Source organism: Marinobacter sp. SBS5 (genome assembly GCF_048285575.1).
In the GTDB taxonomy this organism is placed as follows: Bacteria; Pseudomonadota; Gammaproteobacteria; order Pseudomonadales; family Oleiphilaceae; genus Marinobacter.
Window position 1 is genome coordinate 1 of record NZ_JBLWAZ010000001.1, and the last position, 12,692, is coordinate 12,692.

General features: G+C 45.2%; 21 protein-coding genes and 1 pseudogene. 19 read left to right on the top strand and 3 right to left on the bottom strand.

The window, feature by feature from the left end; all coding sequences use genetic code 11:
* Positions 1–124: 124 nt before the first annotated feature.
* The 8 genes from ACNQ6O_RS00005 (at position 125) to merF (ending at position 6,018) form a co-directional block, all read left to right on the top strand.
* Positions 125–1,243: a hypothetical protein gene (locus tag ACNQ6O_RS00005; protein ID WP_418051213.1), complete on the top strand. Its 1,119-nt coding sequence runs from the start codon at positions 125–127 to the stop codon at positions 1,241–1,243.
* Complete coding sequence (locus ACNQ6O_RS00010) at positions 1,243–3,015, top strand: ATP-binding protein (protein ID WP_418051214.1); 1,773 nt, start codon at positions 1,243–1,245, stop codon at positions 3,013–3,015. Before ACNQ6O_RS00005 ends, ACNQ6O_RS00010 begins: the two co-directional genes overlap by 1 nt.
* Before the next feature lie 198 nt (positions 3,016–3,213).
* A complete protein-coding gene (locus ACNQ6O_RS00015; protein WP_418051215.1) occupies positions 3,214–3,702 on the top strand; it encodes a hypothetical protein in 489 nt (162 codons plus the stop codon).
* 43 nt (positions 3,703–3,745) lie between these two features.
* Positions 3,746–4,165 carry a GFA family protein gene (locus tag ACNQ6O_RS00020; RefSeq protein WP_418051216.1) on the top strand — a complete coding sequence of 140 codons (420 nt, stop codon included), beginning with the start codon at positions 3,746–3,748 and terminating at the stop codon, positions 4,163–4,165.
* Between the two features lie 109 nt (positions 4,166–4,274).
* Positions 4,275–5,045: an alpha/beta fold hydrolase gene (locus ACNQ6O_RS00025; protein WP_418051217.1), complete on the top strand. Its 771-nt coding sequence runs from the start codon at positions 4,275–4,277 to the stop codon at positions 5,043–5,045.
* Between the two features lie 166 nt (positions 5,046–5,211).
* Positions 5,212–5,532 (top strand): hypothetical protein, encoded by a 321-nt coding sequence (locus ACNQ6O_RS00030; RefSeq protein WP_418051218.1) that lies wholly within the window; start codon positions 5,212–5,214, stop codon positions 5,530–5,532.
* An 80-nt stretch (positions 5,533–5,612) separates the two neighbouring features.
* The gene (locus ACNQ6O_RS00035) at positions 5,613–5,819 is read left to right on the top strand and encodes a GDCCVxC domain-containing (seleno)protein (RefSeq protein ID WP_418051219.1); all 207 of its coding nucleotides are present in this window, start codon (positions 5,613–5,615) and stop codon (positions 5,817–5,819) included.
* Positions 5,820–5,823: 4 nt separating this feature from the next.
* Positions 5,824–6,018, top strand: a complete 195-nt coding sequence (gene merF, locus ACNQ6O_RS00040) for a mercury resistance system transport protein MerF (RefSeq protein WP_418051220.1) — start codon at positions 5,824–5,826, stop codon at positions 6,016–6,018.
* On the opposite strand, the gene ACNQ6O_RS00045 is transcribed toward merF, so the two are convergent.
* Entirely contained in the window at positions 6,015–6,497 is a 483-nt protein-coding gene (locus ACNQ6O_RS00045; RefSeq protein ID WP_418051221.1) for an HPP family protein, read from the bottom strand. The two genes, merF and ACNQ6O_RS00045, sit on opposite strands and share 4 nt — an antisense overlap.
* A 99-nt stretch (positions 6,498–6,596) precedes the next feature.
* On the opposite strand from ACNQ6O_RS00045, the gene ACNQ6O_RS00050 reads away from it, so the two are divergent.
* The 4 genes from ACNQ6O_RS00050 to ACNQ6O_RS00065 all read left to right on the top strand — a co-directional run bounded on the left by ACNQ6O_RS00050 (position 6,597) and on the right by ACNQ6O_RS00065 (position 8,268).
* Positions 6,597–7,178 (top strand): TetR/AcrR family transcriptional regulator, encoded by a 582-nt coding sequence (locus ACNQ6O_RS00050; protein ID WP_418051222.1) that lies wholly within the window; start codon positions 6,597–6,599, stop codon positions 7,176–7,178.
* 265 nt (positions 7,179–7,443) lie between these two features.
* Positions 7,444–7,632, top strand: coding sequence for a GNAT family N-acetyltransferase (locus ACNQ6O_RS00055; protein WP_418051223.1), 189 nt, complete (start codon positions 7,444–7,446; stop codon positions 7,630–7,632).
* On the top strand, positions 7,622–7,798 hold the full coding sequence (locus ACNQ6O_RS00060; RefSeq protein WP_418051224.1) for a type II toxin-antitoxin system RelE/ParE family toxin: 177 nt from the start codon (positions 7,622–7,624) through the stop codon (positions 7,796–7,798). Before ACNQ6O_RS00055 ends, ACNQ6O_RS00060 begins: the two co-directional genes overlap by 11 nt.
* A gap of 152 nt (positions 7,799–7,950) precedes the next feature.
* Entirely contained in the window at positions 7,951–8,268 is a 318-nt protein-coding gene (locus tag ACNQ6O_RS00065; protein WP_418052277.1) for a hypothetical protein, read from the top strand.
* A gap of 34 nt (positions 8,269–8,302) precedes the next feature.
* Here the strand turns inward: ACNQ6O_RS00065 and ACNQ6O_RS00070 are convergent.
* Positions 8,303–8,548: pseudogene (locus ACNQ6O_RS00070) on the bottom strand (type II toxin-antitoxin system CcdA family antitoxin); the annotation flags it as partial.
* Between ACNQ6O_RS00070 and ACNQ6O_RS00075 the strand changes: the two are divergent.
* Positions 8,468–8,872 (top strand): GFA family protein, encoded by a 405-nt coding sequence (locus tag ACNQ6O_RS00075; protein ID WP_418051225.1) that lies wholly within the window; start codon positions 8,468–8,470, stop codon positions 8,870–8,872. The pseudogene ACNQ6O_RS00070 and the gene ACNQ6O_RS00075 overlap by 81 nt on opposite strands.
* 120 nt (positions 8,873–8,992) lie before the next feature.
* Complete coding sequence (locus ACNQ6O_RS00080) at positions 8,993–9,532, top strand: DUF1569 domain-containing protein (RefSeq protein WP_418051226.1); 540 nt, start codon at positions 8,993–8,995, stop codon at positions 9,530–9,532.
* Between the two features lie 20 nt (positions 9,533–9,552).
* On the opposite strand, the gene ACNQ6O_RS00085 is transcribed toward ACNQ6O_RS00080, so the two are convergent.
* Positions 9,553–10,011 (bottom strand): helix-turn-helix domain-containing protein, encoded by a 459-nt coding sequence (locus ACNQ6O_RS00085; protein ID WP_418051227.1) that lies wholly within the window; start codon positions 10,009–10,011, stop codon positions 9,553–9,555.
* 79 nt (positions 10,012–10,090) lie between these two features.
* Here ACNQ6O_RS00085 and ACNQ6O_RS00090 point away from each other — a divergent pair, with 79 nt between their 5' ends.
* From ACNQ6O_RS00090 to ACNQ6O_RS00110, 5 genes are all read left to right on the top strand, one after another.
* Positions 10,091–10,582: a DUF2938 domain-containing protein gene (locus tag ACNQ6O_RS00090; RefSeq protein ID WP_418051228.1), complete on the top strand. Its 492-nt coding sequence runs from the start codon at positions 10,091–10,093 to the stop codon at positions 10,580–10,582.
* 74 nt (positions 10,583–10,656) lie between these two features.
* A complete protein-coding gene (locus ACNQ6O_RS00095; protein ID WP_418051229.1) occupies positions 10,657–11,253 on the top strand; it encodes a DJ-1/PfpI family protein in 597 nt (198 codons plus the stop codon).
* A 52-nt stretch (positions 11,254–11,305) separates the two neighbouring features.
* On the top strand, positions 11,306–11,797 hold the full coding sequence (locus ACNQ6O_RS00100; protein ID WP_418051230.1) for a DUF523 domain-containing protein: 492 nt from the start codon (positions 11,306–11,308) through the stop codon (positions 11,795–11,797).
* A gap of 48 nt (positions 11,798–11,845) precedes the next feature.
* Positions 11,846–12,157 (top strand): cupin domain-containing protein, encoded by a 312-nt coding sequence (locus ACNQ6O_RS00105; protein ID WP_418051231.1) that lies wholly within the window; start codon positions 11,846–11,848, stop codon positions 12,155–12,157.
* A 31-nt stretch (positions 12,158–12,188) separates the two neighbouring features.
* The gene (locus tag ACNQ6O_RS00110; protein ID WP_418051232.1) at positions 12,189–12,689 is read left to right on the top strand and encodes a hypothetical protein; all 501 of its coding nucleotides are present in this window, start codon (positions 12,189–12,191) and stop codon (positions 12,687–12,689) included.
* The last annotated feature ends 3 nt before the right edge of the window (positions 12,690–12,692 follow it).

Consider the following 12,692-nt stretch of genomic DNA (forward strand, 5'->3'; position numbering starts at 1 on the left):
GTTTTTCTACAGCCTCGTTATACGGTGGGGCTAGTAAGTCCACTTTCGACCCAAAGCGGACCTGACTTAAGTAAATTATCCCCGGAATTTGCACAGCCTAAAAATAGCCCTCCAAGGAAGAAAAATGACTGAACGAATAAAATTAGAGGAAATTTACGACAAGAATATTAACTTCCTCATCGGTTCTGGAGCGAGCGTGGGATTGCTCCCCACCCTCGCTTTACGAGTTAAAGACGAAGGTGGAAATACTTTCACTATTGAAACGCTATCGACTCGATTAAAGGATGAGGAAAAGCTAGAAGTAGACACTCTCCTCTTCATGCATTACTACAAAATGTGTATCGAACCGGCCATGGAAATTGATTTCGATAACCTTGGCCCCGCGCAACAGACAGTATTAGATAACTATATTTCTTTCCTAAGAACGGTTCTGTACTGTATGGGCCGAAGTCAATCATCTACTAAGAATAGTAATATCTTTACCACGAACTATGACGGCTGCATTGTTCATGCTGCTGATCGATTAATCTATCAAGATAAGATGAACTTTGTTCTCAATGATGGAGCGAGAGGATTTAGAAAGCGCTATTTGCATGCACGGAACTTCAATTCATTTACTTACGAAACGGGAATATTTAACCAGCACAAAACAGACATTCCTCAGATAAATCTAATTAATTTGCATGGATCCGTTCATTGGAAAAAGCAGGCTGATCGTATCCAGATTGACTATTTAGTCTCCGCAGAAGACATGAAAATAAACGTAATAAATGATTCTCCTGTTGATGCCCTCTCTGAAATTATCGATGATGATTCGAAGGTCTACTTAGATGTGGTGGGCTTACAGGCAGATAATACTGAGATTGAGCCCTTCTGGGATGCCTATAAGAAATTACCCATTGTAAATCCAACAAAATGGAAGTTTTACGAGACTGTATTTGAAGAGCACTACTATCAGATGCTGCGTCTATTAAGTTATGAGCTTGAAAAGCAAAATACAGTATTAATTACATTTGGATTCTCATTTTCTGATGAGCATATATTGCATTTAGTTCAACGATCCCTATCGAATCCCACACTTCAACTTTATGTTTGCTGCTTTAATGAGTCAGAAAAGAATGCAATGGAAGCCCGTTTCATCGAATACCCGAATGTGGTTTGTATTGCTTTTGATGAAGATTTGGATTTTACCAAGTTCAATTCCGAAGTATTTACACCAGTAGGAACGTCAGGAGCTATCTGATGACGATTCAAGTTGGTGAAGTAATCGAGGTCAATGGTGTAAAGGTAGTATTAAGAATATTTGATGAGTCGAGTAAGGATACGCTTTTTTATAACGGCGATAAGTACAAAGGAATATCGATCCGGGAATACGTAATTATTCGACGGGGTTTCAGGGATATTGTGTGCCGCGTTGAAGGAGAACACCTCGACGAAAAGCGTTTCGAGACGGATAACCAAAAAGTCTTATATATAAGAAAGGTAGATGTTCGACCAATAGGATATTTTCAGGAAGAAAAGTTTTATGAGGGTATCAAATATCTACCTATGATCAAGGATCCAGCATACCTTTCTTCTGAGTCAATGATTGAAACTATTTTCGGACCTGGTCAGGAGGACGGATTCGTCATTGGTGAAATGCTTAAGGAAGGGCTTCCTATTTCTTTACCATGGAAAAGGCTATTCAATACGCATATAGGAATTTTTGGGAATACAGGAAGTGGTAAGTCGAATACACTGGCTAAGCTATACACAACGTTATTCGCAAACAAAAAAGCACTTATTAGGGGGAAAAGTACATTTACAGTAATAGACTTTAATGGCGAATATACAGGGAATCAGTTAGTTAGTGAGGAAGATAAAACAACATTCAACTTAGATACGAGAAATGATGATGGCGGCAGATTTCCCTTGTCAGAAGGAGAGTTTTGGAATAAAGAAACGCTAGCCATTCTTTTTAAGGCAACTGCAAATACGCAGACCCCCTTTATAAACAGGATTGTGAGTGGCCGAGAAAGGTTTGGCGGGGATATTCAAAGTTTAGAAAATTATATAAAAACTACCTTTCATCGATCATTTACGACTACTAATCCCAGACGAGAATCGGCTGAACTGTTGAAAGCGGTCGTTGATACTATCGACAATCAAACTTTGAAAAATATTCTTAATCGATTAGTGTGGAGAGGGGATCAAAGTAAGTTTTCCTATCCCGGGCCTGCGGGGACAGTCTATTTTGATGGTCATGAACATGACTACGATAATGTCTTCAGACAGAGTGTAGACGCAATTAACCTGCAAGGCTTGGATGCATTTGGTGAGCTGATAATAAGAGTAAATTTACAACTCATAAATGATTTGCTCTTCGGATATGTTCAATTTGAACATATCCAGCCGCTGCTGAAACGAATTGAATCATCAATGACTGCGCTTTCACGCGTGATAAGAATCGATGGTGAAAATGCAGAGCTACCGTTGTTGACTGTGATTTCGTTGCGGAAGTGTAACCAAGAAATAAAAAAGATCGTTCCGCTACTGTTAGCAAAGCACTTTTATGAGCAGCATAAAAATAACGTCGGAAATCCTCCGGATAGAACATTACATCTAATAATTGATGAAGCTCATAACATACTCTCTGAGCAGTCCACCAGAGAGCAAGAAAGTTGGAAAGACTACAGATTAGAGCTTTTTGAGGAGATTATTAAAGAAGGGCGAAAGTTTGGTATGTTTTTAACATTAGCCAGCCAGCGCCCAGCAGATATTTCACCAACGATAATGTCGCAAATCCATAACTTCTTTATCCACCGCCTGGTTAATGATAAAGATCTATTTTTGCTGGATTCGACAATAAGCACTTTAGACAACCTCTCAAAAAGTATGATCCCTAGTCTTGCGAAAGGTTGTTGTATTGTGACCGGGACCTCCTTTGATTTGCCAATGGTTTTTCAGATCGAGCAATTAACTAAAGAGTACCAGCCCGACAGTGAAGATGTGGATCTGGAAGACTTATGGTCTTAGTAAGGTGCGGTAAAAGCGGTAAACGGGACGGAATCTACCATTATACGTTTTTTGTCGAATGTCCGCTTATGGCCGAACTTTGACATGGAGATAATGATTCATATCACGTATAACAAGCGTAAGCACTCGGAACAATTTTCCGCTTTTCTCCAAATTGTCCGGTGTTGCGAGCGTTAAAACGAGAACATAGGAGGTCACATGCAACGGATCGCATCACAAACTATTTGGCGGGTTAATCTGCTCTTTCTATCCTTGCTCCCTAGCTTTGCCCTTGCCGGAAACTCGTTCCCTGAAGACTATCTCGCTAGTAAGCCGCTGGTATTGGAAATCCGGTATTGTGAGTGCCAGGCCACTAAAACCGACAGCGAACCCTCTGACCTTTTGCCCAAGTTTCTGAAGGAGTCGAGTCTTTTAAAGGTTAGCGTATCGAACAAAGAGAAGGGCTTTGCTTCTGCGAACGAGTTGTCGATGGGATATGAGCTCAAGCCAGTCGCAGGCTCGCCCGACCAATTCCTATTTAACTATGCTGGGAATTACACTACGGGCAATGGGAGCAGCTCTGGCAACGGGGAGTTGCTCCTGATTACGGGGCAGTGGGTCAATCTCTTCGGCTCGCAACATGAGAGTGAAACTGGACCGCAACACAGCAATGTTGCGGTGCGGCTGGCTAAGCCCGGTGGTTCCTAATGGCCGGTTTTAACAAGTCAGGTCAGTGTCAAAGGATTGACCGATGAAAGGTGAATGTCTCTGCGGAAACGTGAAGTTCGAAATTGAAGAGGAAATTCGCAACCTCTATCAATGTCACTGTTCGTTGTGTCGCAAAGCCACGGGAGCAGCCGCTAATGCTGCCACTTTTGTGCAGGGAAGCGCTTTTCGTTGGGTGTCAGGCGAAAGTGATATCAGATCCTACAAAAAGCCCAGCGGCTTCCGAAGCGATTTCTGTTCAGTATGCGGAAGTCCGGTTCCTAACATCCTGAGGGGCAGCGGAATGCTCTGGATTCCTGCCGGTTTACTCGATGAATTGGATGCATCGAGGATTTCTGCTCACCTTCATACAAAGTCTGCTGCCCCTTGGGAGCGAGAGTCTGCCGAGTGCGTTCGGCTGGATGGTGGGCCTGAAAGCCTGGAATCACTTAACAAGTTGTTGTAGTTCGTTCCGGCTGTAAAAAGCGCAGCCTACATTGGACTCGCTAACCCTCACCGTTTAGCGGTGCGTCCGTTTTTAGGTTAAATCAATAAATACGCAGTTGGTCAATAAAATGGAAAATAGAAACGGTTATATAGGCGTCAATGGCTCGGAGATTTATTTCGAAGTTTCTGGCAATCCCAATGGCGAGCCATTATTGATGCTACATGGTGGTCTTGGTTCGCTGAATGAGCTAAGCAGCATTTACGAATATGTAGCTACTGATTATCAGTTGATAAGTGTCGACTTTCGTGGGCATGGAAAATCTTTTTTAGGTGATCGCCCACTTAGTTACATGCAGTACCAAGAAGATATTCAACATGTTCTTAGCAATCTGGGCATTGATAAATATTCAATTTTTGGCTTTAGTGATGGCGGCATCGTGGGTTATCGGCTAGCCGCACAAGAGCCAGACAAAGTTTCTTGTTTGGTTACACTAGGTTCACAGTGGCGACTAGAGGCAAATGACCCATCAATAGAATTGTTAAGTGGCTTAACAGCTGATTTTTGGGCTTCAAGGTTTGCCGATGATGTTGCTTTTTACGAAGCTACAAACCCTGAACCGAATTTTCCTAAACTGGTGGATGCGGTAAAAGCAGTTTGGCTTGATACAACAGAATCTGGTTATCCGTGTGCTCTGGTCGAAAAAATCTGCTGCCCAACATTGGTCATGAGGGGCGATAACGACTTCCTATTTTCGTTGGATGAAGCAGTAGCCTTAAAGTCAAAAATTGCAGGTTGTAGTTTTGCCAATATTCCACTGACGGCTCATTCATCCCATCAAGAATCGCCTGAGTTAGTAGGTGAAATGGTAAAAAAGTTTATGTCGCAGCACAAAAATTAACAAACGATTTAAGAGTGATTCGCAACGCTTGTCGTTCTCAGTTCAAGGTAAGTTTTGTGTTTTCAGTGTAATGGCTTAGGTTAGGTGTCAGCGTTGTTCACACCGTAATTGGGCGTTATGAGTCATATGGAGTTTAATACGTTGAAAAAAAATCTTAGCCGCTTTCGTGTTGTTAATATCAAAAATGGAGTTATCACAAGGCAGTGAATACAAGGGGCTTTATTATTATGGCCATGAGGTTGATTTATTTAAGACTTGTAACTTGCCTGATAGTTTTTGGGTAAGTCACGGTTGGGGCTCAGTTAATTCTGATCTTAAAGGGTTCTATAAAAAATCGACAAAAGAGCCTTATCAACCAATTTACATAGAGTTTATTGGTCATCCACACTATGAAGAACCTGACGGAATCGAAGCTTTATATGACGAAACCGTTCATATAAGTAAAATCATCAAAATTGAGGCGCTAGTTCCTAGTGGCTGCAAGTAAACTCATAACAAGCAAAGGCAGCCTAGCCCTGAGGGCGTTATGTCGTCAGGGCAAAATTCCGTCGAGATAAAGGGGGAATGATGAAACCTAAACTCAGGTCCGAGATAACGTGCCCGGAATGCGGGCATAGAGAAGTTGAGACAATGCCAGAGGACTCTTGCCAGTATTTTTATGAATGCAAGAGCTGCAAAACCCTGCTTAAACCCAAGCATGGTGATTGCTGTGTATTCTGTTCTTATGGCGACACGCCGTGCCCTCCCATACAACTAGATCAGTCGTGCTGTTGAGATCATGAAGAACGGAAGCAGGCTAATAAAGATTAGTGCAGTTGGCAGCGTAGTTACGGCACTTTGCTGTTTCACTCCGGTTCTTGTTTGGTTGTTTGCGATTATTGGAGCTTCAGCGTTGGTGGGATATTTGGATTACGTGCTTTTTCCATTACTTGCTCTGTTTCTAGTCTTCAGACCGTCTAAGAAAGCTGTTTAGAGCCATCGCTTCGGATATTGTTTCCCAGAAATAACTCGATGGTATAGCACCCCAAACACCACAATCAGAACAGCTCCTGCCGCAACAGGCATCAACAGAAAATCCCAGTGTTCACCCGCGAGCATGACAACCAGCGGATTGGCCCCTGCTGGGGGGTGAATAGTATTGGTTAGCATCATCAAGCTTACAGCTAGCCCTACGGCCAACCCTAAAGTCCAAGGGGTAACGCCTACTAACGTTGCAACGGAAAGCCCAATTGCAGTGGTTAACAGATGTCCCACGATAATATTCCTAGGCTGTGCTAATGGACTTTCGGGCAACCCAAATAGGATCACCATGGTCGCGCCAAAGGGAGCCATTAGCCAAACAGAGGACTGAACTGCGCTACCTAAGCTGCTTAGAGTGGTAATACACAGCATTGCCCCAAAGCCTGCTAACAACGGGACAAAATGACGTGAAGTGATCAACCGTTGGTACATAAGATTATATCTCAAAGTAGACAGAATGGTCTACAATGGTAGACAGAGTGGTATACCTATGTCAAGATTCAATTATCTGGTCAAAATGTGGTGATAGTTATGGACAAGAAAGAGCTGCTAGTTCGTACCGCCTTTCAATTATTCTATACTCACGGTATCCACGCCGTGGGTGTGAATCTAGTGTTAGCAGAGTCCGGCATAGCCAAAAGAACGCTTTACCATCACTTCCCCAGCAAGGAGCATCTAATAGAGGCGGCAGTTCATTACCGTGATCTCAGTTACCGAGAATGGCTTATATCTAGACTGGAAGCTGTGCCTGCAGGCGAGCCCGCTTTACTAGAGCTATTTAATGCCTTGAATGACTGGTTTCACAGCCGGGTGCCAGATATCGAACACTTCAACGGCTGCTTCTTCATCAATGCTAGCGCCGAGTTCGGTGACCGAGACAGTGTTATCCATCAGGCCTGCGCTGAACACAAAGCTGGTATAACGGCACTGATTCGAAAGCATGTTGATGAGTTATCCCTTCCAGATGAAATGTTAATGGAGGTCACAAACTTGGTTGTTCTGCTTAAGGAAGGATCAATATCGATGGCTCATGTCCAGGGAAATCTTGACGCAGCGTTGGAAGCCAAAGGAATACTGGAGCGTTTTTTACAGTGTCGTATTGCCAATAAATAAGTTGAGGACGGTTTCGGGAACGGTGAAGCCAATTGAGCGTATCCTCAAAGGTAAGAAAAAAGTTTGCAAAGTTATCTTATTACATGAACAGGTTTACTAGCGCTATATTGGGGCTTTTAGGGTTTATAATTGTAAAGTCTGCACTTACTAAATCGAACGCATAAAAATATAACAATTAGCAGTATTGGGAAAAGCGTTAATTACCAAGGATAGGTATGACTATGAGCTGAAAAATCAATCACGGCCAACCCATGACCGAGGGTGTATGGAGAGAGTGATTGCCAACTCCAATCTCACCATAAGCGCTTGGGATGAGGATTTGTTGATCGGTATCGCTCCCAGTGTCACGGATTTTCATTATGCCTGCTCCCTGTCAGATTTTGCTGTTCATCAGAGTTATCAGCGATCAGGGGTAGGTAAGCGATTACAGTCACTGACCGTTGTTGGGTTCTAGATCCAATGGTCACCTCATAATTAAATCATTCCGTCACAAAGGACTGAAACGGTTCTACTCGTCTGCCAATACGCCCGGCATACAGCCTGACCACGCCACAAAGCTGCGTATGCAGCTGGCAGTCGTGGACTTCGAAGCAGCCGCAAAACTGTCACTTCGAGCATGATTTCAAAGGACTGCCAGGAGCTCTATAAACCATAAGTGCTAAGCTAGTTAGAGGGGAGCTGTGTTAACGCTCGAGGAAACACGGTATACCCCGAGACCTTGGACATCTCTGGCTTAATCAAAGCTTCCTTAGAAAATTAATTGGAGTCCAACATGACCAGTAACTTGATCAAGAAAATGCTCGATGATTGGGAGCTACGTTCAAACCATGTCAAAGAGCAGGTAAGTACCGAGGTTGTTCTCAATAAGGTGGACCTGATCAAGATAGAGGCGCTTGCCGAGACGTACGAATTGCCTGCCAGTGATTTGCTGGCCAATCTCATCCACACTGCTTTGTTGGAAGTAGAAGAACAAATGCCCTACGTGGCTGGCGATAAAGTGATTCGAATTGAAGAGGGTGAGCCCATATACGAAGACGTTGGGCGCACGCCCGAATATATGGCCGCAAAAGCCAGATTGGAAAAAAAGTAATAAAAGCGGACGCATCTTTCGATGCACCCTCAAGGGTCGCAGAGAGGTTGATGCTCAGAGTGCGTGCCTTCTTCAACAAATCGCTGTTAACCGGCAAATTGGCGGCTTTTTGGGGTGCGGCTATATTGTATAGATTGGCCGTTGGAGCCTCTGGTTGCTCATGTGGCTGGAGTTCGATCATTGATAAGAGGAATGAGCTATGAAACTCGCAGGTGGATGTCATTGTGGCGCTGTCCGCTACGAAGTTGAAGGTGAGCCGTACACTCATGCGCTGTGTCATTGCTCAGATTGTCGGCGTCATGCTGGTGCGCCAATGGTGGGGTGGACCATGTATGCTCAGGAAGCTCTGAACATCACTAAAGGCACGCCAAAGATTTACGAATCTTCTGAACACGGGAGGAGACAGTTCTGCCCAGATTGCGGGACCGGGCTGTTCTATTCTAATTCCCAAGTGTTGCCTGGCCTGATCGATATTCAGAGTGGTACTTACGATGCGCCGGAACAGATTCCAGCGCGGGTTCATATTCAGGTTGCAGAGAGAATTAGCTGGATGGAGCGTGCCCACGAACTGCCGGTATTCGATCGTTATCCGCCGACTGAGTAGGTGGGATAACGCCCAAAAAATCGAGTAAACCGACCCTGATGGCAGGTTTTAACAAGCCAAGGTAGACGGAGGCATGAGGTGTGCCGCTTCGTTTAGAGTTTGCTTCCAAAAGGTATGCTTATGAATCGACGAAAGCTTATATTGGGGTCGATTGCCAGCGGGGTTTTTATTGGCAGTGGTGCAGCTTGGCTTGGCATAGAGCAGAGCCAAGAACCTCTCGATATTGATTTTGCGCTATCGAATCTTAGTAAGTTAATGAAGCAGAATCTAACAACTACCGGTGAGTGGAGCCTTTATCAAGTGTTCACTCATTGCGCGCAAAGTGTTGAATATTCGATGCTGGGTTATCCTGAGCATAAGTCTGATATCTTTAAAAATACCGTCGGAAAAGCTGCATTTTCTCTGTTTAGTTCAAAAAGAAAAATGACACATGCATTAGATGAAGCTATCCCTGGCGCACCGAATTTTTCTAATGAAGAGAATATTGCTGATGCATTCGAGCGTTTTAAGAAGTCACTAATAGATTTTAAAATGCACGAAGGTGTTTTAGCCCCACATTTTGCATATGGACAGTTGACTAAACAGCAATATGAAATGGCACATGTGATGCATTTCAACAATCATTTACAAGAAATTGAGGTAACAAACGTATTAAGCTGACGGTGCAGCTTATGCTGCGTTCACCGGCTTGTCCGGTGCAACGCTTTGTTAGAGCGTGGCCTTTGTGGAAGCTTTCCCTTACCGTGACCACCAATTACCCCATCACCAGCCAATCCAAGCAGACGACGAAATTTCGGACATTCCATATGGCTTGGCGCAGAACAAACGGCCGCATGCCGAAGACCGTCTCGCATCACTGTCAGCTTTTGAATGTTTCTGTCCAGTTCATCGGCCTTATTGATCAGTAATTCTCTATCAATATCAGGATTGCCTTTAGACCCTATCATGCGGGCGATGTCATCCAGCGAAAACCCGACTGCTTGGCCCAGCGCAATTAGCGCTAGCCGCTCCAATATGTTGGCATCGAAAACCCGGCGTAACCCCTGCCGGCCAATCGAGGAAATTACCCCTTTTTCCTCATAGAAGCGCAACGTTGAGGCAGGCACACCAGAACGTTTGGCCACTTCGGCAATATCCATAATTTCTCCTTGACCTCAAGTTGACTTGAGGTTGTACGCTAGCATTGGCCTCAAATTAAGACAAGCAAGGGAGAAAGTTATGAGCAATCTACAACTCGTATTGTTCATCGGTATTGGAGCTACCGCAGTAATGGACTTGTGGAGCATCGTTCGCAAGCCAATGCTCGGCATTCCGCTCCCAAACTACGGGATGGTGGGACGTTGGATAGCCCACATGGCAGACGGGCAATTCCGTCACGACGCGATTGCTGCATCTCCTCCTGTGCGTGGAGAGCGCGTCATAGGTTGGACAGCTCACTACTTGATAGGCATCGCATTCGCTGCCTTATTAATTGGTATCTGGGGGGACTCATGGTCTGATAACCCAACGCTTGGCCCTGCGCTTGCAGTTGGCATCGGTACCGTTGCAGCACCCTTCCTACTGATGCAGCCGGGCATGGGTGCCGGATTGGCGGCCTCTCGCACACAACATCCGGCGTCTGCCCGCCTACAGAGTCTGTTAACACATGCAGTTTTTGGTCTCGGCCTGTATTTTTCGGCTTGGGCAGTACAATTTCTCAAGTCCATATAGAATCGAAACTAAACTCAGGAAATAAAATGTATATTACTGCTTATATCCGAAATTATGTGTTTGAGGTGAATTGATTGAATATCGGAATTTTTATCTACCCCGATGCCGAAGTGCTCGATTTTTCAGGGCCTTACGAAGTGTTCTCCACCGCTTCGCGCGTGTGTGACGGGAGCAAGCCGTTCACGGTATTTTTAATCGCGGAACACAATGCCGTGGTGTCGGCCCGAGCCGGTTTTAAAGTGCTTCCCGATTACTCTATTGAGGATCATCCGCCCCTGGATGTGTTGGTAATTTCCGGCGGGGTGCACACTTCCGAAATGCACAATAAAGTGGTCACCGATTGGATCGAGCGCCAAGCTCACTCCGTGAAGCTCATCGCTACGGTTTGCACGGGCATTTTCTTGCTAGCGAAAGCTGTTCAATCCTTGTCCTGCACAGTCACCACTCACCGAGATGACATTCCGGATCTCCGGAACATGTTTAGCCGGCTTAACGTGGTCGACGGTGTGCGATGGGTCGATGAGGGCAATATTGTGAGTTCAGGCGGGATATCTGCTGGCATTGATATGAGTTTACATTTGGTTAGTCGGTTGCGCGGCGAGGAATTGGCGGTGAAAACGGCGCAACAGATGGAGTTCACAAGGACAAAAAACACATATCCAACCGCGTGAGGGTGGCGTCCCTTCGCTCAGCGATAACACCACAATACTGGAGTCTAGTCTTTTGAAAAAAGTATTGATGAGTGCTTGCCTTTTAGGCAAAAGGGTTCGATACGATGGTGGGAGCCTTTCGGTGAATGACGAGCTTATAGCGGGGTGGATATCTGAAGGCCGGATTGTTTCAGTTTGCCCCGAAGTTGAGGCCGGAATGAGTATCCCCAGGAAGCCTGCAGAGATTTTCGAAGGAAGCGGCAGCCGTGTATTAGACGGCGAGGCTGATGTTGTTGAAAAGGACGGGGGTATTGTCACCGACGATTTCATAGCTGGTGCTTCGATTGCCCTGGAATTGTGCAAAAAATTCAACATTGAAATAGCGATACTGGCTGAGTCTAGTCCTTCCTGCGGAAGCTCCTTCATCTATGACGGTAGATTTTCAGGTAACCGAATTCCCGGTATGGGTGTTACGGCAGCGTTGCTTCGTCGGAATCGTATTCAAGTGTTTAGCCAACATGAGATAGCAGATGCTAACAAGGCCATCCACGCGACAAGCGCGTGATGGCGGCGTGATACGCCACTTATAGTTGCCAATTAATGAGGGAGTCTGGTGGAAATAATCAGAAGTAAAGAATTTACAGCTACTCGAGCTTGGGGTGCTAAAAGCATTTCTAATATGAACGGCATTACCACTCGTTTGCATTGGACCGATAAGCCATATAAATGGCATGTCAATGATGGAGAGGAGGTGTTTGTTGTTTTAGATGGCGTTGTTGATATGTTTTATAAAGAAAGTGGTATCGAATTGTCTACCACATTAAATGTGGGGGATATTTTCTATGCTTCTGTTGGTACGGAGCATGTCGCACATCCCAGAGGCGAAGCTAGAGTTTTAGTTGTGGAGTCTGAAGGCAGCGTATAACAAGGCCAATCAACAAAGCGAGGAGAAAGCAATGAAGCACTCAGGCTGGTTACTCGTCATGGTTTTGCTGCTGGCACCTGGTTTTGCGCTGGCTTCTGAAGTTTGGCTCACGATGAATAGCTATGGGCCTGTCAAAATTGGAATGACAGCCGATGAGGCGTATACAAGTTTACGCCCGCTGGGGCAGGTTCAAGAGCCGGATGTCAGTGCGGGCTGCGATTACTATGATCCCATGGCAGGGCTATCTTTCATGCTGGATAACAACAGGATTGTCCGTATCGAGACCAACTCAAACGAGGCGGTTACTCCGTCGGGTATCCGAGTAGGTGACAGCATTTCAAAGCTGAAAAAAACGTTCGGCAACCGGCTGGATGACCAGCCGCACCATTACGAAGGTCCGGAAACCCGAACAATAAAGCTGTTTTCAACAGACAGGTCGATAGCCATGCGGTTTGAGGTGTTTAAAGGGCATATTGTCGAAATCTACTCTGGCTATGAGCATTCAATTCACTATGTGGAAGGCTGTGCCTAGCAA